Genomic DNA, 20,993 nt, shown 5'->3' with positions numbered 1-20,993 from the left:
GAGACTCGAACGCCGGGTTGGGAGGGGACCTCCGAATCCCCAACTAGCCCCGCCTCCGGGCCCGTGCTCGGTTCCGCCCGGCCCAGCCCTCGGCCCCCGCACCGGGCCCGCGCCGGTCCCGCCTCCGCGCCGGGGCGATGGAGCCGGAGGCCGGGCGGGCGGGTTGCGGTGGTGGCATGACCGCCGGCCTCCGCCGTCGTGGTGGGGCCGTGGCGGCGGATTCTTCTTGTCGGCGCAGCGGCGGTGTTCGGCCGCGCGGGACTGGCCGTGGGCCTTCTGGGTCCGGAAGGGGGCGATGTAGTCGCGAGACCGCCGGTCCGTCGGCGAGGGCTCGCCGGGGCGTTGGGGTCTGGGCCGCGCTTCGTGGTCATGGCTGCTCGCCGCTAGGCGTATTCCGTGAGGATGACCGCCTCGCCGCGGGACAGCTGCATCGCCGACAGCGGCAGATTCCCGCGCGCCGCCACATGCCGGTCCCGCGCCGCGTCCAGCGGCTCGCGGCCGGTGATCTCGCCGCCCCTGACGAGCTCCACCAGCAGCTCGTGGCCGGCGAGCTCCGGCGGGAGCTCGCCCGTGCCGACGACCTCCGCCTCGGCCACCCCGTCCTCGTCCCGCCGCCGCGCGGCCCACTTGCGACCGCCGATCGACGTCTTCCCGCCCAGCGCCTTCTTCGCCACCGGCACCAGCGGCGACCCCGGGGCGTCGGACTCGGCCCTGGCGACCAGCTTGTAGACCATCGAGCAGGTCGGGTGGCCGCTGCCGGTCACCAGCTGGGTGCCCACCCCGTACGCGTCCACCGGGGCCGCGGCCAGCGACGCGATCGCGTACTCGTCCAGGTCGCTGGTCACCACGATCTTCGTGTTCTTCGCGCCGAGGTCGTCCAGCTGCTGCCGCACCCGGTGCGCGACCAGCAGCAGGTCGCCGGAGTCGATCCGTACGGCCCCCAGCTCGGGCCCGGCGATCTCCACCGCCATCCGCACCGCCTCCGCCACGTCATACGTGTCGACCAGCAGCGTCGTCCCCCGGCCGAGCGAATCGACCTGTGCGGTGAAGGCGTCCCGCTCGCTGTCGTGCAGCAGCGTGAAGGCGTGGGCGCTGGTGCCCACGGTCGGGATGCCGTAGCGGAAGCCGGCCGCGAGGTCGGAGGTCGAGGTGAAGCCCCCGACGTACGCCGCGCGCGAGGCGGCCACCGCCGCCAGCTCGTGCGTGCGGCGCGCGCCCATCTCGATCAGCGGCCGCGACCCGGCCGCCACCGCCATGCGGGAGGCCGCCGCGGCGACCGCCGAGTCGTGGTTGAGGATCGAGAGGATCACCGTCTCCAGCAGCACGGCCTCGGCGAAGGTGCCCTCGACCCGCAGGACCGGGGAGCCGGGGAAGTACACCTCGCCCTCGGGGTAGCCCCAGATGTCGCCGCTGAAGCGGTAGCCCGCGAGCCATTCGAGCGTCGGCTCGTCGACCACCCGGTGGCTGCGCAGGAAGCCGAGGACGCCCTCGTCGAAGCGGAAGTTCTCGACGGCGTCGAGGACCCGGCCGGTGCCCGCCACGACGCCGTAGCGGCGGCCCGCGGGCAGCTGGCGGGTGAAGACCTCGAAGACCGACCGGCGCCCCGCCGTGCCGGCCCCGAGTGCCGCTTGCAGCATCGTCAGCTCGTAGTGGTCGGTGAAGAGGGCGGTCGACGGCACGTCCACGGGCAGGCGCAGGTCCGCTGTGTTCATGGCAGGATCGTACCCCCATTACTCGTCACTTTGACGATTTCCCTCGAGCCGGGCTCCCGGACCGCTCCCGGACCGCTCGCGAACCGCTCGCGAACCGCTCGCGAACCGCTCCGGGCCCCGATTTCCCGGTCCTGACGCGTGGGACCGGTTTGTGCGATGCACCACCCCGGGTGGCAGCATGGAACGCGTGAGTGTCGCACCCGTCGAGATCGAGCGCCCCGAGTCGAGCGAAGCACCCTCCGCGGTGCCCGAACCCGACGTCCCCTGGGTCACGCTGGTGCACAACGACCCGGTCAACCTCATGAGCTACGTGACGTATGTCTTCCAGGCCTACTTCGGCTACCCCAAGGACAAGGCCCACAAGCTGATGCTCGACGTACACCACAAAGGCCGCGCCGTCGTCTCGCAGGGCACCCGCGAGGAGATGGAGCGCGACGTGCAGGCCATGCACGGCTACGGGCTGTGGGCGACTCTGCAGCAGGACCGCTGATGGCAGGACAGTTCGAAGCCATTCCCGGCGGCGGGGCTGCCGTGGCGCTCGACGAGGTCGAGATCGCCATCCTGCGCAGTCTCGCCGTGCAGCTGCTGGAGCTGGTCGGCCCCGGGGACCAGCCCGTCGAGGGCCAGGACCCGCTGGCCGAGCTCTTCGCGGAGGGGCCCAGCGAGCCCCCCGCCGACCCCGTTCTGGCCCGGCTCTTCCCGGACGCGTACGGCGGCCCCGAGGCGAAGCCGGACGACGACGAAGCGCGCGCCTTCTCGGCCGAGTTCCGCCGCTACACCGAGAACGATCTGCGGGCGCGCAAGCGCGACGACGCCCTCGCCGTCATCCGCTCGCTGGACGCCCTCACGGTGGCGGGCAACGGCGGCGCGGTGCTCAAGCTGGGCCCTGAGGAGTCCCACCGATGGCTGGGCGCGCTCAACGACCTGCGGCTGGCCATCGGCACCCGCCTCGAAGTGACGGACGAAGAGGACGGCGACGAGCTCTACCGGCTGCCGGACTCCGATCCGCGCAAGCCGATGGTGATGGCGTACCTCTGGCTCGGCGGGCTCCAGGAGTCGCTCGTCGAGACCCTCACGCCCTGACGCCGCACCTGGCGCCGCACCTGACGCGGCGCTCATCCGCCCAAGTCCCGCCGGATGCCCGGCCGATGGGGGCTGATGCGGACTGACGAAGATCGTCCGATTTGTGTTCGCTCAGCGGACACTCAGATCCGGATAACGATCGTGCAACCGATCCCGCCATGCTTGGGGACGGTTGCGTCGTATGTCCGCTTCTTCTTGTGATTCGCGCCACGGGCGCCTCCTCGGACCGCCCCCCGGCTCGTGATAGACCTTCACGACGCCTGCCGGGACGCCACCCATGTCCCGGCAGAGTGCTGAGCCGGCCGACCGCCGGCTTGCAACTCCATCCATTTCCGGGGGGTCGGGACCCGATCCGCGCCATAAGGGCCGGTCGGGCGTGGAGAAAGGCGCAGCAGCATGACCTCAGCGCAGGTCGCGAAGCACAACGACGACGGCAACGGGGCCGCGGGCAACACTCCTGAAGAGGGCTATCAGCGGGGGCTGGGCAGCCGCCAGGTCCAGATGATCGCCATCGGCGGCGCCATCGGCGTCGGCCTCTTCATGGGTGCCGGTGCGAACATCGCCAAGGCCGGCCCGAGCATCATTCTCATGTACGCCCTCGCGGGCGTGGTCATCTTCTTCATCATGCGAGCGCTCGGCGAGCTGCTCCTCTACCGGCCCGTGTCCGGCAGCTTCGCGGAGTACGCCCGCGAGTTCCTCGGCCCGTTCTTCGGCTATGCGACCGGCTGGACGTACTGGCTGATGTGGGTCGTGACCGGCATGGCCGAACTCACGGCCGCTGCGATCTATATCAACTTCTGGTTCCCCGAGATCCCGCAGTGGGTCAGCGCCCTCGTCTTCCTCGTGGTGCTCTTCGGCGTCAACCTGATCTCGGTGAAGATCTTCGGCGAGGTCGAGTTCTGGTTCTCGATGATCAAGGTCACCGCGATCATCGGCATGATCGTGATCGGCCTCGGCGTGCTCACCCTCGGCTTCTCCGACGCCGGTGAGACCGCCGCCGCCAGCAACCTCTGGGCGCACCACGGCATCTTCCCGAACGGCATCGGCTCGAGCCTGATGACCCTCCAGGGCGTCATGTTCGCCTACCTGGCCGTGGAGCTCGTCGGCGTCACCGCGGGCGAGTCGGAGAACCCCGAGAAGACCCTCCCCAAGGCGATCAACACTCTGCCCTGGCGCATCATCGTCTTCTACGTGGGCGCCCTGGTCGTCCTGCTCTCGGTGATCAAGTGGACCGAGTTCTCAGCGGGCCAGAGCCCGTTCGTGCACGGCTTCGAGAAGATGGGCATCCCGCTCGCGGCGGGCATCATCAACTTCGTCGTCCTCACCGCGGCCCTGTCGTCCTGCAACTCCGGCATGTACTCCACCGGCCGGATGCTGCGCGACCTGGCCTCCAACGCCGAGGCCCCGAAGGTCTTCGGCAAGCTCAACGCCCGTAAGACCCCTGCGGTCGGCATCACCGTCTCCGTCGCCCTGATGGGCATCGGCGTGGTCCTCAACTACGTCGTCCCGGAGAAGGCCTTCGGGTACGTCACCTCGGTGGCCACCGCGGCCGGTATCTGGACCTGGATGATGATCCTCGTCAGTCACATCCTCTACCGGCGGGCCGTGCGGGCGGGCCGTCTGCAGGCCTCGTCCTTCCCGGCGCCCGGCGGTTCGCTCTTCAGCTACGTGGCGCTGGCCACGCTGATCTTCGTGACCGGCCTGATCGCGTACGACAAGGACGCCCGGGTGTCCCTGTACGTGGGCGCGGGCTGGGCGCTCTGCCTGGCCATCGGCTGGGCGATCCTGAAGACCCGCAACCCGCAGGTCGCCGCTCCGGTGGAGGAGCGGGAGCTGGAGACCGTCTCGAAGTAACAGCACAGCGCGTCTCACCAGGCGGCCTCCGGACCGATGTCCGGAGGCCGCCTTTGCCCGCCCGTCGTCCACCACCACCCTCAACCGAGGCGCTCTGCGCCGCCTCTCTTATCCTCGTTCCATGCTCACCATCACCCAGGACCTGCACGACCGGATCGTCGCGCACGCGCGCGTGGACCACCCTGACGAGGCGTGCGGCGTCATCGCGGGCCCGGCCGGAACCGACCGCCCCGAGCGCTTCATCCCGATGCTCAACGCGGCCCGCTCGCCCACGTTCTACGAGTTCGACTCGACGGACCTGCTGAAGCTGTACCGCGAGATGGACGACCGGGACGAGGAGCCGGTGGTGATCTACCACTCGCACACGGCCACCGAGGCGTACCCGTCCCGTACGGACATCGGCTACGCCAACGAGCCGGGCGCCCACTACGTCCTCGTCTCCACCGCCGAGTGCGGCAACGACGAGGGCCCCGTGCAGTTCCGCTCCTTCCGGATCGTGGACGGCGAGGTCACGGAGGAAGAGGTCAAGATCGTCCCGGCGTACTGATCATCCCTGGTGATCGCCCCGGCGCCGGTGTCCAGGAGAACGTCCGCATCCTGGGACGGTCTCCCGGAGCGCGGAGGGGGAATCGTTACGATGAGCCCATGGTTGTCGATGACGTGAGCGATAAGGCGCCGGGCACGCTGCTCGTGGCGCGGCTGCACGTCGACCTGTGCCGCCTCGCCAGCGCGATCTGTCCGCGCCCCGCCGCTTGCCGCACCACGCGCCGTACGGCCTGAGCACGCGCGCCGCGGCACACCGCACCACCGGCACCACCCGCACCCCCCGATCCCTCTCCCGCCGCCGGCGCAGGACGACGCCGCGCGCCCTCAGCCTCATCCCGACAGGAGCCCACCCATGGCCATCGAGGTCCGCATCCCGACCATCCTCCGCACCTACACCGACGGCCAGAAGGCGGTCGAGGGCAGCGGCGCCACCATCGATGAGCTGTTCACCGACCTCGAGTCGCGGCACGCCGGAATCCGCGAGCGCCTGGTCGACGGCGGCGAGCTGCGCCGCTTCGTGAACGTCTACCTCAACGACGAGGACGTCCGCTTCCTCGACGGGATCAAGACCAAGCTGGCCGACGGCGACAGCGTCACCATCCTTCCGGCCGTCGCCGGGGGCGCCGGCTGATGCGCTACGACTCCCCGCTGGCGGCGGTCGGCAACACTCCGCTGGTCCGCCTGCCGAAGCTGTCCCCGTCCCCGGACGTCCGGATCTGGGCCAAGCTGGAGGACCGCAACCCCACCGGCTCGGTGAAGGACCGCCCTGCCCTGCACATGATCGAGCAGGCGGAGAAGGACGGCCGGCTGACCGCGGGCTGCACCATCCTCGAGCCGACCTCGGGCAACACGGGCATCTCGCTGGCGATGGCGGCCAAGCTCAAGGGCTACCGCATCGTGTGCGTCATGCCCGAGAACACCTCGGAGGAGCGGCGGCAGCTGCTCGCCATGTGGGGCGCCGAGATCATCTCCTCGCCGGCGGCCGGGGGCTCCAACACGGCCGTACGGGTCGCCAAGGAGCTGGCGGCCGAGCACCCGGACTGGGTGATGCTCTACCAGTACGGCAACCCGGACAACGCGGGCGCGCACTACGCGACGACCGGTCCCGAGATTCTCGAGGACCTGCCCTCCATCACCCACTTCGTCGCGGGCCTGGGCACGACCGGGACGCTGATGGGCGTCGGCCGCTTCCTGCGGGAGCACAAGCCGGACATCAGGATCGTCGCCGCCGAGCCGCGCTACGACGACCTCGTCTACGGGCTGCGGAACCTCGACGAGGGGTTCGTGCCCGAGCTCTACGACGAGTCCGTGCTCACGACCCGCTTCTCGGTCGGCTCGGAGGACGCGGTGCGCTGTACCCGCGAACTCCTGCAGCAGGAGGGGATCTTCGCGGGCGTCTCCACGGGCGCGGCGCTGCACGCGGCGCTCGGCGTGGGCCGCAAGGCGGTCAGGGCGGGCGAGACCGCGGACATCGTCTTCGTGGTCGCCGACGGCGGCTGGAAGTACCTGTCGACGGGCATCTACACCGCCGAGTCCACGGAGGCCGCGGTCGAGGCCCTCCAGGGCCAGCTCTGGGCGTAGCGTCCCGGACCTCCGACGTGTCCGGGACGGCAACCGCCCCTGTGGGGGCGGGGCGGTTGCCGCGTATGGGTCCGTACGTCGTGGCGTGACGCCGTACGCGGTCGGTCAGCGGACCGTCGCCAACTCCGACTTGTGCAGGCCCTTGAAGCCGTTGGCCCACAGCTCGTCGACCCGGGCGGACTCGTTCGCGTCCGGGTTGGCGTTCGTGCAGGACGGCCCGGGGCCGCCGCCGGACATCAGCTCGCTGCACGGACCCTCGTAGTGGTCGGGCAGGCCCAGCACATGGCCGGTCTCGTGCGCAGCGACGCGGGTGGAGTTGTACTCCTGGTTCTGCTGGTAGTCGAGGAAGATGTAGCCGTGCCCGTGGCCGTCGGTGCTGGCGTACGAGCCGCGGGGGTCATCGCCCTCGCGGTATGTGAAGTCGGCGTTGCTTCCCTCCTGCAGCCGGACGTTGCTCACCGAGGAATTCCAGATCGAGGCGCTGCTCGATATCTCGGCGGCGAACGTGGGGGCCGCGCCGGCGTCGTAGGTCACGGTCACCGCCGCGCTGCCCGTCGCCTTCTGCTTGGCCTTCGCCGACTTCATCACGGCCTCGAAGAAGGCCCGCGTGCCGGCCTCGTCGGCGGCAGAGCCGCTGTAGGCGGCGATGGTGGCGGTGTGTGCCGAGTATCCGGCGGGGCCTGAGGAGTTGGCGGAGTCGGCGGCGCCGGTGGCGGCGGATCCGGCCGCTGAGGCCGGCACCACGGCCAGCGAGGCGAGCAGGCCGAGGCCCAGCGCCGCCGACCCGAGTATCTTGGAGCGATTCATGGGGGGTCTCCAATCAATTTCCGGAGAAATCCCGCCAAGTCGCCTGGGTGAGCGACCGGGGACCGTCCGGAGAACATCTGGGTAAGGCAGAGTCTCGGGGCGTTTCCGGTCGCGCGGATGATGCCAACTCCCGATAGCGTCGGCCAATCGCCCCGCATTTCCTGGCGAATCGGCCATTCCATGGAACATACGGAAGATGGCTCAATCTCCAAATGAGGGCGATGATTTCGGGTTTCACGGCCTTTATGGGTCTGGTGGCCGGAGCTGATACGCCGTTATTCTCCCGTCGTGGAGCTCGATGTGAGGCACCTTCGTGCGCTGTGTGCGATCGCCGACGCCGGCAGCGTGCGCAAGGCCGCGGTGCAGCTGGGGATGACCCAGCCCTCCCTGACGACTCAGCTCCGCCGTATCGAAAAGGCCATCGGCGGTGCGCTGTTCACGCGTGGGCGTACCGGGAGCAGGCCGACGCCGCTCGGGCGCTCGGTGCTGTCCCGGGCCCGGCCGATCGTGGCCGAGATGAGCGCGCTGATGAGCGCCGCCCAGGACGCGGCCGTTGACGCCGGGGGAGCGCGCCTGCGCATCGGATCCACCGGGAGCCGGGCGGTGGCCGGCTGGATCCGCAGGATCCGCGCCCGCCTCCCCGCCACGGACACCACGATTCACATCGACGTGTCGTCGAACGCGCTGCTGGAGATGCTCGCCACGAACCAGCTCGACGTGGCCTTCGTGCACGAGCCGGAGAACTTCCCGCTGCGGGTGCCCGCCGGGCTCGAACAGCGGGTCGTCGTCGACCGCGAGCCGCAGTTCGTCGCGGTGTCCGCAGCGCATCCCCGGGCGGGCCGGGCGTCCGTACGGCTCTCCGACCTCGCCGCCGACCGGTGGATCGTCGATCCGGCGGCGGACGACGAATTCGCCGCGCTGCGGCGGGCGTTCAGCGAGGCGGGGTGCGATCCGCGCTTCGTCACGGTCAGGGACATTACGACGGCCGCGGATCTGGTGGCGTCGGGCGAGACGGTGAGCCCATGCCAGCCGACGTCGCGAGCGCGGCAGGGGATGGCCATACTGCCGCTCGTGGACGACCCGCTGGCGGTCCGTCTGCTGCTGGTCTCCCGGCCGTCGGCCGCGGCGGCGGACATCGAAGCGCTCCATGAGGAGCTGGAACAGTCCTACGTCGACGCGGCGTGGGCGAGCCCCACGTACCGGCAGTGGCTGCGGAGCCGGGGCAGCCCGCTGCTGCGCGGCCGTCGCCTCCCCGCGGTCCAGAGTCCCCGCCCCCAGACCCCGGCCCACACCTGAACTCCATCCGGGCCGGGGGCCTCTGACCACGCCCAGTCGCCCTACGCGACGCTCTCACACCTGAACTCCGGCCGTGCCCCAAGCCCTTGATGTGTGGTCAATCTCTCCCGCCGCCGGGGTACTCAGCCCCGGGCATTCACCACCGCGCACTCGTGCCCCGCCGTGGGCCCGGGCACGGGCTGCGGGGTCCAGCTTGGGCACTCGGATAAACGGGCGGGTGGGTTGGAACGAAGCCCGCGGCCGGAGGCCGGGTGCTCAGATCATCGCGGAGCGGACGCCGCGTCGAGCGGACCCGCGTCAGCGGGCCAGGTGGCGGACGCGCGCCCAGACTCCCCGGTCCACAGCCCCCACATGCCGCCGGAACTCCACAACCGGCACCTCCCGCAGCTCCTCCGTCTCCAGATAGCTGCGGTGCCCGGCCGCGTCACCGACCTCCCCGTCCGGCAGGGCGATCACCCCGTCCCGCCTCTCCCGCGCCTGGCTGGTGATCTTCGCGACCAGCGCGACATCCCCGCGCAGCGCGAGCACCAGGCACGGCCGGTCCTTGGACCCCGGCCCGTCCTCGTACGGCACGTCCGCCCACCAGATCTCGCCCGGCCGGGGCAGCCTTCCGGGCGCCCGCCGCCCGGGCCGGCCGGGCCTCGCGGGCCGTCCCGGCGGCCTGCGCACACCCCGAGGCCCGCGCCCGCCCCCCGGCCCCTGCCCCGCCTCTCGGCCACGCCCTGGCCCCCGCGCCGGTCCGCGCCGCCCCCAGCCGTCGGCCGCCGCAGCGATCAGCGCGACCACGACCAGCGCCCCCAGAGCCCACCACCACGACGTGTCCACGCCCAGAACCGTACCGTCGCACCACCGCCCGGCAGCGCCCCCCCGTACCGGTGAAGCCACGGGTGAGTTCCCCCACAACACCGCTCCCTGGAGGGGCGACCAGCCCTTTCGCGTCTTACGCTCGACGCACCGCAAGCGCTCACTCCATGCCCACCGCACATACCCCCGGAGCCTCGGAGGTTTCTGCTTCATGAAGCTCACCGTCGTCGGCTGCTCGGGGTCGTTCCCGTCCGCGGACTCGGCCTGTTCGAGCTACCTCGTCGAAGCCGACGGCTTCCGGCTGCTCCTCGACATGGGCAACGGCGCCCTTGGCGAATTGCAGCGCCACTGCGGTCTCTACGACCTCGATGCCGTATTCCTCAGCCACCTGCACGCGGACCACTGCATCGACATGTGCGGCTACTTCGTCGCCCGCTACTACCGCCACGACGGCGGCCGCGCCGACGCCCTCCCCGTCTACGGCCCGGAGGGCACCGAGCAGCGGCTGACCACGGCGTACGCCGACGTGCCCTCCGAGAAGTCGATGAGCGAGGTGTTCGACTTCCGCACCCTGGAGCCCGGCAGCTTCGAGGTGGGCCCCTTCACGGTCCGCACCGACCGCGTCTGCCACCCCGTCGAGTCGTTCGGCTTCCGGCTCGAGCACGGCGGCCGCACGCTGACGTACTCCGGGGACACCGGTCCCTGCGAGGCGCTCGACCGGCTCGCCGAGGGCGCGGACCTCTACCTGTGCGAGGCGTCCTTCACGCACGGCAAGGAGGACGTGCCGGAGCTCCACCTCAACGGGCGGCAGGCGGGGGAGTCGGCGCAGCGGGCGGGCGTCGGGCGGCTCGTGCTGACCCACATCCCGCCGTGGACCGATCCCGAGGTCAACCTGCGGGACGCCGGCGAGGTCTACGACGGGCCCGTGGAACTGGCCCGCGCCGCCGCGGTCTACGAGGTGTAGCCGGGCGCGGTCACCGGCTGTCCCGCCGGTCGTCCCACCGGTGTTCGTGCCGGCCGCCGCGCCGCTGTTCCCGGTCGTGCCGCTGCTCGCGGTCGTGCCGCTGTTCCCGGTCCCGCCGCTGCTCGCGGTCGTGCCGGTGGTGCCACCTCTCCGGCAGTTCGTGCAGCTTCTCCGGCAGCTCGTGCAGGATGTCCGGCAGGTCGTGCCTGCCGGACAGGAACTCCTGGAACTTGATCTTCGCCGTGATCACCGGGTGCCGCCAGCGCTCGTCCCGCCGGGCGGCCCGCGCCAGCCGCTTCGGCTTGTCGCGGTAGCGCCAGCGCGCCCACGGCGCCTCCGGGCGGCTCAGCCGTACGGCTCCGATGACCAGCAGCGGCACGAAGAACAGGCCCAGCAGCCCGGTCCACACCTTCCCCTTCAGCAGGGTGATCACGGCCAGGCCCAGCGTGAGGACCAGGACCCCGCCCAGCAGCAGCGCGTTGCCGGCGCTCGGGTCTGCCTGGTACCCCGACCAGTCGATCACCGAGACCGGGCGGAACCCGAGCAGGACGAGAGCGCAGAGGGCGATGGCCACGAAGACCGCGTCGACCGAAGTGCGGCCCGCCTCGGTCCAGTAGACGTCACGCAAATGCAGGATCAGCGCGAATTCGTCCAGGACGAGCGCGGCGCCGACCCCGAAGATTCCGGCCAGTACGGATTTCACGGTGTCCGACGGGTCGGTGACCAGAATCAGCGCGACCCCGCTGATCAGCATGAAGACGACGCCGAAGACCACGTGGTGGATATGCAGCCCGCCGGGTTTGATGTTTCCGGGCCACCACCGCACCTGCGCCCTGATCATCCGGACGCTGAGACGGATGAAGCCGAATCCGACGATGAAGGAGCAGAGGAAGACGAACAGCGGGAGCAGCCCGGTGCCGACGATCTCCCGGTGAAACCAGCCGCCCTGCGCCAACGTCACCACACCGAAACGCTAACCGACAGCCAGGGGAATTCCTTGGCGAGCGGCCCGTAAGCCCCTCCCTGGAGTGGCCGCATGAGCGTCACCGCCGGGGGGCGGCCGGAAAGCCGCTCAGGCCCGGGGACCCCGGCCCGACGGGGAAGGCGCGAGCGGCCGGAGCGCCTGGGGCCGCTTCCTGCACCGCGTTCGCGGCGGATTCGGCGCCTTCTTCGGCTGCCTCGCTGTCTACTGCGCGATCATCGCCGTCATTCCTCCGCTACGGCTCGCCGACACCCGCCGCGGCGCGGTCCGGCGCGCCCTGCTCGTCCTCGTCGTGGGCCCGGCCGTCGCCATCCTCGTCGGCGGGGCCCTGGTGGTGCTGGCAGGGACGGCCCCGCGGCATCGCCGCTCCGGTCAGCACCGCCGGCCTGCCCTCGCTCGCCGAACTCGGCCTGGCCGGGCCGCCGGCCGGGCGAGCCCGGTGATCGTTGCCGGTGAAGACGGTCCACGGCTCCGTGTCCGAGGCCCTGGGCGAGGAGATCGACGGCGATACACGATCCGCGAGACGCTGCCCTTCCCGCTGGAGTGGCGGCGCTGACGCCGGCCTTGCGCGAAGGCCCCCGGAGCGAGGGGCTCCGGGGGCCTTCTTCATGTGCTGCCGCGATCAGGCCTTGGTCAGGTCCTCGACCTCTTCCTCGGGTTCGCGGCCCGGGGTGGCGAGATTGAACTTGGTGATCGCGAACCGGAAGACCGCGTAGTAGACGGCCGCGAAGACCAGGCCGATCGGGATGATCTTCCATGGGTCGGTGGCCAGGTTCCAGTTCAACAGGTAGTCGATGGCTCCCGCCGAGAAGGTGAACCCGGCGTGGACACCGAAGGCCCAGGTCAGAGCCATCGAGATGGCCGTGAGCAGCGCGTGGATCGCGTACAGCACCGGCGCGATGAACATGAACGAGAACTCGATCGGCTCGGTGACGCCGGTGACGAACGAGGTCAGGCCGACCGAGACCATCATGCCGAGGACGGCCTTGCGGCGCTCGGGGCGAGCGCAGTGCGCGATGGCGAGTGCGGCGGCCGGCAGGCCGAACATCATGATCGGGAAGAAACCGGTCATGTACTGGCCGGCGGCCGGGTCGCCGGCGAAGAAGCGGTTCAGGTCACCGTGGACGACCTCGCCCGCGGCGTTGGTGAAGTCGCCGAGCTGGAACCAGGACACGGTGTTCACGAACTGATGCATGCCGATCGGGATCAGCGCCCGGTTGATCAGGCCGAACAGACCGGAGCCCGCGGCGCCCAGGCCGGTCATCCACTCGCCGAAGTTCGTGATCACTTCGCCGATGGGCTGCCAGCCCAGGACGACCAGGACGCCCATGCCCGTGCCGACGAACGCCATGATGATCGGGACGAGCCGGCGGCCGTTGAAGAAGCCGAGCCAGTCCACCAGCTTGGTGCGGTGGAACCGCTGCCAGAGGACCGCGGTCAGCAGGCCCATGATGATGCCGCCGAGGACACCCGGGTTCTGGTAGCTCGCCGCGGTGACCTCGGAGCCCTTCTGCCAGGCGCCGCTGAGGAAGCTGGTCTGTACGAACGTGGCGCCGTCGGGCCCTGCCACCGGGAACTGGTGGATCACCGAGTAGTAGACGAGGAAGCCGGCCACCGCGGCGAGCGCCGTGGAGCCGTCCGCCTTCCTCGCGAAGCCGATCGCGACACCGATGCAGAACAGCAGCGGCAGCGCGAGCGAGGAGTCCAGCAGCGCGCTGCCCGCGCCGGCGAAGACCTTGGCCACATTGTCCCAGCCGAGGCCCTCGGCGCCGAAGACGTCGGGCTGGCCGAGGCGCAGCAGGATCCCGGCGGCCGGGAGGACGGCGATCGGCAGCTGCAGGCTGCGGCCGACTTTCTGCAGACCCTGGAAGAGGCCGGCGCCCCGCTTTCTGGCGGGCGCCGCGTTCGCGGTCGTCGTACTCATAGGGGATCCTTCGGAGCGCGAGCGGGCGGGCTTTGACCGGCCCGGGGACGGGGTTCCACCGCATGGTCTACACCGCATGGTCTACACCAGTCAGTGGTTTAGACCATGTTGTAGCACGGTGAAGGCGGGATAAGGAACCCGCGGTTCCCGGACTTTTCCTCACCGCCACTACTTCGTGATGTCCTGCTCGGTCTCCGCCTCCACGTCCTCCGGCTCCCGCCCCGGCGTCGGCAGCTTGAGCAGGCTGATCATGCCGCGGAAGACCACGTAATAGACCACCGCGAAGCCCAGCCCGATCGGGATGATCAGCCAGGGCTTCGTATCCAGGTGCCAGTTGACGATGTAGTCGATCAGACCCGCCGAGAAACTGAAGCCCGCGGGCACGCCCAGTGCCCAGGTGATCGCCATGGAGGCGCCGGTGAGCAGGGCGTGAATCCCGTAGAGCAGCGGTGCCGCGAAGAACGAGAACTCGACCGGCTCGGTCACGCCCGTGACGAACGAGGTCGGGGCGACCGAGATCATCATGCCCGTCACGGCCTTGCGCCGCTCCGGGAAAAGATCCGCGTTCGGGTCTTCGGCGAAGAAGCGGGTCAGGTCGCCCTGCACCGTCTTCCCGTCCGGGGTGGTGAACTGGCCCGCCTGGAACCAAAAGATCGAGCAGGCCCGCCGCCGGCAGCACCGCGATGGGCAGCTGCAGCGACCGCCCCAGCTTCTGCAGCCCCAGGAAGAGGCTCGTCGCCCACTTCCTGCTCGGTGGCTGCTGCGCCGCGGCGGCAGTGCCGGTGCTCATCGACATCCTCCCCGGAACTGGGTTTGGCCGGGACGGCATACTGGTGTAGACCAGTCGCACAGCGCGGTTGGCGCCGCCTCCGCGGGCACGGAACCAGTGGTCGTCATCATTCGACACATGGCGCAGACGTGCCCGGGAAGCTGTGCCAAACGTGCGTTACCGTCTGAATCGGTCGGGCGGCGGAACGTAAAGCCCCGAAAACACGCAGGAGTGGGACATGGCCACGAAGGCTGAGAAGATCGTCGCCGGGCTCGGCGGAATCGAGAACATCGTCGAGATCGAGGGGTGCATCACCCGCCTGCGCACCGAGGTCGAGGACGCCTCGCTCGTCGACGAGGCCGCGCTCAAGGCCGCGGGCGCCCACGGCGTCGTGAAGATGGGCAACGCCATCCAGGTCGTCATCGGCACCGACGCCGACCCCGTCGCCGCCGACATCGAAGACATGATGTAAGCCATCGCCGCACGCCACAGGGCCCCGTTCGCAACCCGGAACGGGGCCCTCTGCACAGCCGATAGGGTCATCCTCATGTCTCGTATCGACGGTCGGAACCCCGACCAGCTGCGCCCTGTCACCATCGAGCGCGGATGGAGCAAGCACGCCGAGGGCTCGGTCCTCATCTCCTTCGGCGACACCAAGGTCTTCTGCACCGCCAGCGTCACCGAGGGCGTGCCGCGCTGGCGCAAGGGCAGCGGCGAGGGCTGGGTCACCGCCGAGTACTCGATGCTGCCCCGCTCCACCAACACCCGCGGCGACCGCGAGTCCGTACGAGGAAAGATCGGCGGCCGCACCCACGAGATCTCCCGGCTCATCGGCCGCTCACTGCGTGCCGTCATCGACTACAAGGCGCTCGGCGAGAACACCATCGTGCTGGACTGCGACGTCCTGCAGGCCGACGGCGGCACCCGCACCGCCGCCATCACCGGCGCGTACGTCGCGCTGGCCGACGCCATCGCCTGGGCCCAGGCCAAGAAACTGATCAAGCACGGCCGCAAGCCGCTCACCGGCACCGTCTCGGCCGTCAGTGTCGGCATCGTCGGCGGCGTCCCGCTCCTCGACCTCTGCTACGAGGAGGACGTCCGCGCCGAGACCGACATGAACGTCGTCTGCACCGGCGACGGCCGCTTCGTCGAGGTCCAGGGCACCGCGGAGGGCGCGCCGTTCGCCCGCGAGGAGCTCGGCTCGCTGCTGGACCTGGCCGTCGCGGGCTGCGCCCAGCTCGACTCGGCGCAGCGCGAGGCGCTCGCCAAACCGCTCTAGCGGGCCCGCTGGAGCCGACCCGCCGGGACTCGCCCGCATGCGCAACCTCGCACGCGGTGTCGAGCGTTCTTACGGGTACGGGCGGTACGGGAACACCGTCCGCCCGTACGGAAACACCGTGCGGCCGTACGCACACCCGCCCGTACACCACCCGTACACCAGGGGAGGACCCGACCCAATGGCCCACCGCCACCACCATCGCCGCCGCATGACCGCCGTCGCAGCCGTAGCCGTGCTCGCCGTCGCCGTACCCGTCACCACTGCGTGCAGCGCCGTCAACAAGGCCCTGGACTGCGCCCAGACGGCCGACGCGATCCTCACCAGCGTCGACGACCTCCAGCAGGCCGCCTCCGACGCCGCCGAGAACCCGGCGGACGCGGAGCGGGCCCTCGACCGGATCGACAAGAACCTCGGCGACCTGAACGACAAGACCGACAACGCCGATGTCAGCAAGGCGGTTGACGACCTGACCCAGGCCGTGAAGAACGTCCGCGAGTCGGTCGACCAGGGCAAGAACCCCGACGTCACGCCGGTCACGGACGCGGCCGACGAGCTGACCAAGGTCTGCTCCCCGGGATGAAGCCCGAACGGGCCCGCCGGGATAATCGGCCCATGCAGCGACTGATCCTGGCCACCCGCAACCCCAACAAGGTCACCGAACTCCGCGCCATCCTGGCGGGGGCCGGCGTGTCCGTGGAACTCGTCGGCGCCGACGCGTACCCCGACGTCCCCGACGTCCCGGAGACCGGCGTCACCTTCGCCGAGAACGCCCTCATCAAGGCCCACGCACTGGCCCGCGCCACCGGACTCCCCGCGATCGCGGACGACTCGGGCCTGTGCGTGGACGTCCTCGGCGGCGCGCCCGGCATCTTCTCCGCCCGCTGGGCGGGCCGGCACGGCGACGACAAGGCCAACCTCGACCTGCTCCTGGCCCAGCTGGCCGACATCCCGGACCAGCAGCGCGAGGCCCACTTCGCCTGCGCGGCCGCCCTCGCCCTCCCGGACGGCATGGAACGCGTCGTGGAGGGCCGCCTCCACGGCACCCTCCGCCACGCCCCGTCGGGCACGGGCGGCTTCGGCTACGACCCGATCCTGCAGCCGGAGGGCGAGTCCAGGACGTGCGCGGAGATGACCCCGGAGGAGAAGAACGCGATCAGCCACCGCGGCCGCGCCTTCCGCACGCTGGCACCGGTGATCCGGGAACTGCTGGGGTGAGTCCGGGGAGCGGAGGGACGAGCAATGGCCTGCGACTCATACCCTTGAGTCGCAGGCCATTCCGGGTGCGGCGGAAGGGATTCGAACCCTCAAGCCCGGTCAAGGGCCACAGATCCTAAGTCTGCTGCGTCGCCAACTGCGCCACCGCCGCTAGCCGCCAGCCATGTTAGCGGGCTGGTGGCGGGGTCGGTGTGCAGGCTGCCATCGTGCGCTGCGCCGACCTCGTCGCCGGTCACCTCCCCGACACCAGGTGCGAGTGATGGCATGGCAGTTGGGGCAGAGCAGCCGGAGATTCCCGGGCCGGTCGTCGCTCCAGTCGCCGTTGATGTGGTACTGCGGGCTCCCGAGGCGTTCCCTGGTCAGATCTCCAGGTCCTTGATCAGCTTGGCGACGTGGCCCGTGGCTTTCACGTTGTAGAGCGCCCGCTCGACCTTGCCCTGTTCGTCGACGATCACCGTCGAGCGGATGACGCCCGTGACGGTCTTGCCGTAGAGCTTCTTCTCGCCGAAGGCGCCGTACGCGGCCAGGGTCTCCTTCGACGGGTCGCCGACCAGGGTGACCTTGAGGTCTTCCTTGTCGCGGAACGTGGCGAGCTTCTCCGGCTTGTCGGGCGAGACGCCGATCACCTCGTAGCCCGCACCCGCCAGCAGCTCCAGGTTGTCGGTGAAGTCGCAGGCCTGCTTGGTGCAGCCCGGGGTCAGGGCGGCCGGGTAGAAGTAGACGATGACCTTGCGGCCCGAGTGGTCGGCGAGCGAGATCTCGTTGCCGTCGGCGTCGGGCAGGGTGAAGGCGGGGGCGGTGTCGCCGGGCTGCAGTCGTTCGCTCATGGCTGAAGGCTCTCCTCGTCGGTCTGCGGCTACACCAGAGATTAGCCGCGGCCGCGGGGGTGCCATGGCGCGCGTCCCCTGCCGAGCTGACAGACTGTCCACCACGGACAGTCAAGACGACGGAGGCAGCGCGGTGTCGGAAGCCAGGACCCCGGCGCAGATCGAGGCGGACATCGCCGGCAGGCGCGAGGCGCTCGCGGCGACGCTCGACGAGATCGCGGTGCGGGTGCACCCGAAGACGATCGTGGGCGACGCGAAGGCGAGGGCGGCCTCGACGATCGACCGTACGGCGGGCCGGGCGTACGTGGCCGTCAACCGCGCCGTGTCCGATGTGCGCGCGACGCTGGTCTCCGCAGACGGCTCGCCGCGGCTGGAGCGCCTTGTGCCGGTGGCCCTGGTGGCGGTCGCCGTGGTGGGGGTGCTGGCGGTCTCCGCGCGCCGCCGCCACCGCTGAGCGCCAGTCGGCTCGGCCCTCCGCGCGCCGTGCCCCCGCGCGGCCAGGTACGGTCTTGGCGTGAGCACGAACGCTACCCACGACAAGCTGCCCATCCGGATGCTGCACGACCGCGTGCTCGTCCGCACCGACATCCCTGAGGGCGAGCGCCGCTCCAGCGGCGGCATCGTCATTCCCGCGACCGCGGCCGTCGGGCGCCGGCTGGCCTGGGCCGAGGTGGTCGCGGTCGGGCAGAACGTACGGACGGTGGAGCCGGGGGACCGGGTGCTGTTCGACCCCGAGGACCGGGCCGAGGTCGAGGTCCGCGGCGTCGCGTACGTGCTGATGCGCGAGCGCGATCTGCACGCGGTCGCGGCCGAGCGGCTCGAGGGCTCCGAGGACTCGACCGGGCTCTACCTCTAGCCGCACTGGCCGCACCCGCGCCGGGCGTCGGCCCCGGCACGCCCGCACCCCGCCGCTATCGCACCCCCGAACCGCTACATCCCGTCCGGGAAGAACTCGTCCTCGTCCTGCGTGGTGATCGGTGAGCTGGGGACGTCGGTCGGTGAGGTCGGGGGAGCCGTGGTCGGCGAGGTGGGGCTGCCGGATGTCGGAGGTGCCGACGACGGTGTGCCCGACGGGCTCGCCGAACCCGAGGGCGGCGACGCGCTGCCGGATCCCGACGGATCCCCGGACGGCGATTCCGACGACGGCGGACTCGTCGACTCCGCGCCCTCCTGGAGCTCCAGATCGAAGGACTCGGCCGGGCTGCTCCGCAGGGCCGCGGCCGTGTACTGGCCCCAGATCTGCGCCGGATACCCGCCGCCGTTGATGCGCGGGAGCCCCGTGGCCCCGTAGAGCGGCTTCTGTTCCCCGCTGTCCGGGTCCTGCCCCATCACGGCGATGACGGTGGCCAGGTCGGGGGTGTAGCCGGCGAACCAGGCGGCTCTGTCCTCCTCCGCGGTGCCGGTCTTGCCCGCGGCCGGGCGCCCTGCGGACTGGGCGGCGGTGCCGGTGCCGCTCGCGACGACGCTCCGCAGTATCGAGGTCGTCGTGTCGGCGGCCTCGCGGGAGACGGCCGGTTTGGGGTCCCGGTCCGGAAGGGACACGTCCTGGCCGCCCTTGGTGACCTTCTCGACCAGGGAGTACGTGCCGTGCTCGCCGTGATTGGCCAGCGTCGCGTACGCCTTGGTCATGTCCAGGACGCTGGCGTTGACCACGCCGAGGGCCACGGACTGGCGGGCCTCGGCGAGGCCGGGGGCGTCCTTCGGGACGCCGAGGTCGGTCGCGGTCTCTTTGACCAAGCCCTGGCCGACGTCCTCGCCCATCTGCGCGTACACCGAGTTGACGGACCTGTCGGTGGCCTCGGCGACCGTGATGTCGCCGTAGTCGGCGTCGTCCTCGTTCGCGGGCCGGTAGCCGGTCGGGCCGTTCCGGCCCTGCACCTCGCGCTTGTTGCTGCCGTCGTAGACCGTGTTCGGGGTGATCCTGCGGCCGTCCTGGGTGGTGGAGCCGTTCTCGACGGCCGAGGTGAAGACGAACGGCTTGAAGGTGGAGCCGACCTGGTAGTCGCGGCGGGTGGCGTTGTTGACGTACTGCTTGGTGTAGTCGATGCCGCCGTACATGGCGACGACCTTGCCGGTGTCCGGGTCGATCGAGGCGCCGCCCGCCCTGACGTACGTGTCGACCTTGCGGGAGTCGCGCAGCTTGCTCATGAGCTGGTCCTGCACCGCCTCCGCCATGGCCTTCTGCTTGCCCTTGTGGAGCGTCGTGGTGATCCGGTAGCCGCCCGCCTGCAGGGTGTCCTCGTCGATGGCGCCGCTGCCGCTGAGGTAGGTGTTGACAGCCTCGACGAGATAGCCGCGCTGCCCCGACATCCCGGCGGGCGCCTTGCTCCTGCCGGGCACGGGGAACTCCAGCGCGGCGCGGTCGGCCTGGACGAGCCAGCCCTCCTTGACCATGCCGTCCAGGACGTAGTTCCAGCGGGCCTCGGCCCTTGCCCTGTTGTCCGGGTGGGCCGAGACGTCGTACGCGCTGGGGGCGTTGAGCAGCGCGGCGAGGTAGGCGCCCTCGGCGGTGGTCAGCTCGTCCGAGTCCTTGCCGTAGTACGCCTGGGCCGCGGCCTGGATGCCGTACGCGTTGCGCCCGAAGTAACTGGTGTTCAGATAGCCGGTGAGAATCTCGTCCTTGCTCTTCTCGCGGTCCAGTTTGATCGCGATGAAGAACTCCTTCGCCTTCCGGGTGAGGGTCTGTTCCTGCGCCAGGTAGTAGTTCTTGACGTACTGCTGGGTGATGGTCGAGCCGGACTGCCTGCCCTTGCCGGTCAGGGTGTTCCAGGCGGCGCGGACCATCGCCTGCGGATCGATCGCCGACTCGGAGTAGAAGTCGCGGTCCTCGGCGGACAGCACGGCCTGCTGCACGGTCCTGGGGACCTGGGTGAGCGGCACGCTCTCGCGGTTGACCTCGCCGTCGCGGGCGAGCGGCGAGCCGTCGGCGTAGAGGTAGACGTTGGACTGCTTGACGGCGGTCGCGTTGGCGGGCGGGATGTCGACCAGCGTGTATCCGGCGATGAAGCCGCCGGTCAGGATCAGCAGGAACAGCAGCAGTCCACCGAGCACCGTGCGCCAGGTGGGCAGGAAGCGGCGCAGTCCGGTCCGCGGCGGCCGGGGCGGCCGCTGCGGGGCGCCGCCCCCCGGCACCCAGCTCTGAGGAGGTGCCGTGCCGCGGGTGGCCGGCCGCTGCGGATGGCTGCTCATCGGCGGGACTCCGTTTCGCGTGGTAAGCCCGTCCCGTAACGAACTGTCGCATCCTCCGTCGCGTACGGGCAGGTCGGCGCGCTCCTGTGACCGCTCTGTGACGGGCCGTTCGGCTCCTTCCGGCCACTCCCTAGCGTGAATACCCGATGGCAGCCCGTTCC

Annotated in this window: 22 protein-coding genes, 1 tRNA gene and 2 pseudogenes; 15 read left to right on the top strand and 10 right to left on the bottom strand. The window is 70.6% G+C overall.

From position 1 onward, the window contains the following. Window positions 1-383: 383 nt before the first annotated feature. Window positions 384-1,712: a nicotinate phosphoribosyltransferase gene (locus ACTWQC_RS10795; RefSeq protein WP_443315378.1), complete on the bottom strand. Its 1,329-nt coding sequence runs from the start codon at window positions 1,710-1,712 to the stop codon at window positions 384-386. A 178-nt stretch (window positions 1,713-1,890) separates the two neighbouring features. Here ACTWQC_RS10795 and clpS point away from each other — a divergent pair, with 178 nt between their 5' ends. The 7 genes from clpS (at window position 1,891) to ACTWQC_RS10760 (ending at window position 6,776) form a co-directional block, all read left to right on the top strand. After that, window positions 1,891-2,202 carry an ATP-dependent Clp protease adapter ClpS gene (gene clpS / locus ACTWQC_RS10790; protein ID WP_365260592.1) on the top strand — a complete coding sequence of 104 codons (312 nt, stop codon included), beginning with the start codon at window positions 1,891-1,893 and terminating at the stop codon, window positions 2,200-2,202. Continuing rightward, complete coding sequence (locus ACTWQC_RS10785; protein ID WP_443315377.1) at window positions 2,202-2,795, top strand: DUF2017 domain-containing protein; 594 nt, start codon at window positions 2,202-2,204, stop codon at window positions 2,793-2,795. Before clpS ends, ACTWQC_RS10785 begins: the two co-directional genes overlap by 1 nt. A gap of 396 nt (window positions 2,796-3,191) precedes the next feature. Continuing rightward, window positions 3,192-4,649, top strand: coding sequence for an amino acid permease (locus ACTWQC_RS10780; RefSeq protein ID WP_443315376.1), 1,458 nt, complete (start codon window positions 3,192-3,194; stop codon window positions 4,647-4,649). 121 nt (window positions 4,650-4,770) lie between these two features. Continuing rightward, the gene (locus tag ACTWQC_RS10775; protein ID WP_443315375.1) at window positions 4,771-5,196 is read left to right on the top strand and encodes a Mov34/MPN/PAD-1 family protein; all 426 of its coding nucleotides are present in this window, start codon (window positions 4,771-4,773) and stop codon (window positions 5,194-5,196) included. Window positions 5,197-5,294: 98 nt separating this feature from the next. After that, a complete protein-coding gene (locus ACTWQC_RS10770) occupies window positions 5,295-5,429 on the top strand; it encodes a putative leader peptide (RefSeq protein ID WP_443315374.1) in 135 nt (44 codons plus the stop codon). A 118-nt stretch (window positions 5,430-5,547) separates the two neighbouring features. Continuing rightward, window positions 5,548-5,826, top strand: coding sequence for a MoaD/ThiS family protein (locus ACTWQC_RS10765; RefSeq protein ID WP_443315373.1), 279 nt, complete (start codon window positions 5,548-5,550; stop codon window positions 5,824-5,826). Further along, complete coding sequence (locus ACTWQC_RS10760; protein ID WP_443315372.1) at window positions 5,826-6,776, top strand: PLP-dependent cysteine synthase family protein; 951 nt, start codon at window positions 5,826-5,828, stop codon at window positions 6,774-6,776. The genes ACTWQC_RS10765 and ACTWQC_RS10760 overlap by 1 nt, the downstream gene beginning before the upstream one ends. A 105-nt stretch (window positions 6,777-6,881) precedes the next feature. Here the strand turns inward: ACTWQC_RS10760 and snpA are convergent, their stop codons facing one another. After that, complete coding sequence (gene snpA, locus ACTWQC_RS10755) at window positions 6,882-7,583, bottom strand: snapalysin (protein ID WP_443315371.1); 702 nt, start codon at window positions 7,581-7,583, stop codon at window positions 6,882-6,884. Between the two features lie 288 nt (window positions 7,584-7,871). Here snpA and ACTWQC_RS10750 point away from each other — a divergent pair, with 288 nt between their 5' ends. Next, on the top strand, window positions 7,872-8,879 hold the full coding sequence (locus tag ACTWQC_RS10750; RefSeq protein WP_443315370.1) for a LysR substrate-binding domain-containing protein: 1,008 nt from the start codon (window positions 7,872-7,874) through the stop codon (window positions 8,877-8,879). A gap of 297 nt (window positions 8,880-9,176) precedes the next feature. Here the strand turns inward: ACTWQC_RS10750 and ACTWQC_RS10745 are convergent, their stop codons facing one another. After that, complete coding sequence (locus ACTWQC_RS10745; protein ID WP_443315369.1) at window positions 9,177-9,704, bottom strand: type II toxin-antitoxin system PemK/MazF family toxin; 528 nt, start codon at window positions 9,702-9,704, stop codon at window positions 9,177-9,179. A gap of 190 nt (window positions 9,705-9,894) precedes the next feature. On the opposite strand from ACTWQC_RS10745, the gene ACTWQC_RS10740 reads away from it, so the two are divergent. Further along, on the top strand, window positions 9,895-10,647 hold the full coding sequence (locus tag ACTWQC_RS10740) for an MBL fold metallo-hydrolase (RefSeq protein ID WP_443315368.1): 753 nt from the start codon (window positions 9,895-9,897) through the stop codon (window positions 10,645-10,647). 10 nt (window positions 10,648-10,657) lie between these two features. Here the strand turns inward: ACTWQC_RS10740 and ACTWQC_RS10735 are convergent, their stop codons facing one another. The 4 genes and pseudogenes from ACTWQC_RS10735 to ACTWQC_RS10720 all read right to left on the bottom strand — a co-directional run. Beyond that, complete coding sequence (locus ACTWQC_RS10735) at window positions 10,658-11,611, bottom strand: hypothetical protein (protein ID WP_443315367.1); 954 nt, start codon at window positions 11,609-11,611, stop codon at window positions 10,658-10,660. Window positions 11,612-11,864: 253 nt separating this feature from the next. Beyond that, window positions 11,865-11,990 (bottom strand): hypothetical protein, encoded by a 126-nt coding sequence (locus tag ACTWQC_RS10730; protein WP_443315365.1) that lies wholly within the window; start codon window positions 11,988-11,990, stop codon window positions 11,865-11,867. A gap of 261 nt (window positions 11,991-12,251) precedes the next feature. Next, window positions 12,252-13,553: a PTS transporter subunit EIIC gene (locus tag ACTWQC_RS10725; RefSeq protein WP_443315364.1), complete on the bottom strand. Its 1,302-nt coding sequence runs from the start codon at window positions 13,551-13,553 to the stop codon at window positions 12,252-12,254. A gap of 168 nt (window positions 13,554-13,721) precedes the next feature. Then, window positions 13,722-14,201: pseudogene (locus ACTWQC_RS10720) on the bottom strand (PTS transporter subunit EIIC); the annotation flags it as partial. 353 nt (window positions 14,202-14,554) lie between these two features. Between ACTWQC_RS10720 and ACTWQC_RS10715 the strand changes: the two are divergent. From ACTWQC_RS10715 to rdgB, 4 genes and pseudogenes are all read left to right on the top strand, one after another. Next, window positions 14,555-14,794: pseudogene (locus ACTWQC_RS10715) on the top strand (glucose PTS transporter subunit EIIB); the annotation flags it as partial. A gap of 75 nt (window positions 14,795-14,869) precedes the next feature. Next, window positions 14,870-15,601 carry a ribonuclease PH gene (rph, locus tag ACTWQC_RS10710; RefSeq protein WP_443315363.1) on the top strand — a complete coding sequence of 244 codons (732 nt, stop codon included), beginning with the start codon at window positions 14,870-14,872 and terminating at the stop codon, window positions 15,599-15,601. A gap of 178 nt (window positions 15,602-15,779) precedes the next feature. Further along, window positions 15,780-16,181: a hypothetical protein gene (locus tag ACTWQC_RS10705; RefSeq protein ID WP_443315455.1), complete on the top strand. Its 402-nt coding sequence runs from the start codon at window positions 15,780-15,782 to the stop codon at window positions 16,179-16,181. A gap of 32 nt (window positions 16,182-16,213) precedes the next feature. Next, window positions 16,214-16,816 (top strand): RdgB/HAM1 family non-canonical purine NTP pyrophosphatase, encoded by a 603-nt coding sequence (rdgB, locus tag ACTWQC_RS10700; protein WP_443315362.1) that lies wholly within the window; start codon window positions 16,214-16,216, stop codon window positions 16,814-16,816. A gap of 66 nt (window positions 16,817-16,882) precedes the next feature. Here the strand turns inward: rdgB and ACTWQC_RS10695 are convergent. Together ACTWQC_RS10695 and bcp are read right to left on the bottom strand one after the other, a co-directional pair. Beyond that, window positions 16,883-16,967: transfer RNA gene (locus ACTWQC_RS10695), tRNA-Leu, on the bottom strand. Window positions 16,968-17,175: 208 nt separating this feature from the next. Then, window positions 17,176-17,643, bottom strand: a complete 468-nt coding sequence (bcp, locus tag ACTWQC_RS10690; RefSeq protein WP_443315361.1) for a thioredoxin-dependent thiol peroxidase — start codon at window positions 17,641-17,643, stop codon at window positions 17,176-17,178. 133 nt (window positions 17,644-17,776) lie between these two features. On the opposite strand from bcp, the gene ACTWQC_RS10685 reads away from it, so the two are divergent. Together ACTWQC_RS10685 and ACTWQC_RS10680 are read left to right on the top strand one after the other, a co-directional pair. After that, a complete protein-coding gene (locus tag ACTWQC_RS10685; RefSeq protein WP_443315360.1) occupies window positions 17,777-18,097 on the top strand; it encodes a DUF3618 domain-containing protein in 321 nt (106 codons plus the stop codon). Window positions 18,098-18,196: 99 nt separating this feature from the next. Beyond that, complete coding sequence (locus ACTWQC_RS10680; protein WP_443315454.1) at window positions 18,197-18,499, top strand: GroES family chaperonin; 303 nt, start codon at window positions 18,197-18,199, stop codon at window positions 18,497-18,499. A 74-nt stretch (window positions 18,500-18,573) separates the two neighbouring features. Here ACTWQC_RS10680 and ACTWQC_RS10675 read toward each other — a convergent pair whose 3' ends face one another. Beyond that, window positions 18,574-20,832, bottom strand: a complete 2,259-nt coding sequence (locus ACTWQC_RS10675) for a transglycosylase domain-containing protein (RefSeq protein WP_443315359.1) — start codon at window positions 20,830-20,832, stop codon at window positions 18,574-18,576. Window positions 20,833-20,993 lie beyond the last annotated feature (161 nt).

The organism is Streptomyces sp. 8N616 (genome assembly GCF_052246385.1).
GTDB lineage: Bacteria > Actinomycetota > Actinomycetes > Streptomycetales > Streptomycetaceae > Streptomyces.
This window is presented reverse-complemented; position numbering and strand designations above follow the sequence as displayed.

Excerpts from the sequence above, each read along its gene's own strand:
- ACTWQC_RS10675 (WP_443315359.1), bottom strand. The coding sequence starts at position 20,832 with ATGAGCAGCCATCCGCAGCGGCCGGCCACCCGCGGCACGGCACCTCCT.
- bcp (WP_443315361.1), bottom strand. The coding sequence starts at position 17,643 with ATGAGCGAACGACTGCAGCCCGGCGACACCGCCCCCGCCTTCACCCTG.
- ACTWQC_RS10765 (WP_443315373.1), top strand. The coding sequence starts at position 5,548 with ATGGCCATCGAGGTCCGCATCCCGACCATCCTCCGCACCTACACCGAC.
- rdgB (WP_443315362.1), top strand. The coding sequence starts at position 16,214 with ATGCAGCGACTGATCCTGGCCACCCGCAACCCCAACAAGGTCACCGAA.
- ACTWQC_RS10680 (WP_443315454.1), top strand. The coding sequence starts at position 18,197 with ATGCTGCACGACCGCGTGCTCGTCCGCACCGACATCCCTGAGGGCGAG.
- rph (WP_443315363.1), top strand. The coding sequence starts at position 14,870 with ATGTCTCGTATCGACGGTCGGAACCCCGACCAGCTGCGCCCTGTCACC.
- ACTWQC_RS10740 (WP_443315368.1), top strand. The coding sequence starts at position 9,895 with ATGAAGCTCACCGTCGTCGGCTGCTCGGGGTCGTTCCCGTCCGCGGAC.
- ACTWQC_RS10785 (WP_443315377.1), top strand. The coding sequence starts at position 2,202 with ATGGCAGGACAGTTCGAAGCCATTCCCGGCGGCGGGGCTGCCGTGGCG.
- ACTWQC_RS10705 (WP_443315455.1), top strand. The coding sequence starts at position 15,780 with ATGGCCCACCGCCACCACCATCGCCGCCGCATGACCGCCGTCGCAGCC.
- snpA (WP_443315371.1), bottom strand. The coding sequence starts at position 7,583 with ATGAATCGCTCCAAGATACTCGGGTCGGCGGCGCTGGGCCTCGGCCTG.
- ACTWQC_RS10760 (WP_443315372.1), top strand. The coding sequence starts at position 5,826 with ATGCGCTACGACTCCCCGCTGGCGGCGGTCGGCAACACTCCGCTGGTC.
- ACTWQC_RS10775 (WP_443315375.1), top strand. The coding sequence starts at position 4,771 with ATGCTCACCATCACCCAGGACCTGCACGACCGGATCGTCGCGCACGCG.
- ACTWQC_RS10730 (WP_443315365.1), bottom strand. The coding sequence starts at position 11,990 with ATGCCGCGGGGCCGTCCCTGCCAGCACCACCAGGGCCCCGCCGACGAG.
- ACTWQC_RS10770 (WP_443315374.1), top strand. The coding sequence starts at position 5,295 with ATGGTTGTCGATGACGTGAGCGATAAGGCGCCGGGCACGCTGCTCGTG.
- clpS (WP_365260592.1), top strand. The coding sequence starts at position 1,891 with ATGGAACGCGTGAGTGTCGCACCCGTCGAGATCGAGCGCCCCGAGTCG.
- ACTWQC_RS10780 (WP_443315376.1), top strand. The coding sequence starts at position 3,192 with ATGACCTCAGCGCAGGTCGCGAAGCACAACGACGACGGCAACGGGGCC.
- ACTWQC_RS10725 (WP_443315364.1), bottom strand. The coding sequence starts at position 13,553 with ATGAGTACGACGACCGCGAACGCGGCGCCCGCCAGAAAGCGGGGCGCC.
- ACTWQC_RS10795 (WP_443315378.1), bottom strand. The coding sequence starts at position 1,712 with ATGAACACAGCGGACCTGCGCCTGCCCGTGGACGTGCCGTCGACCGCC.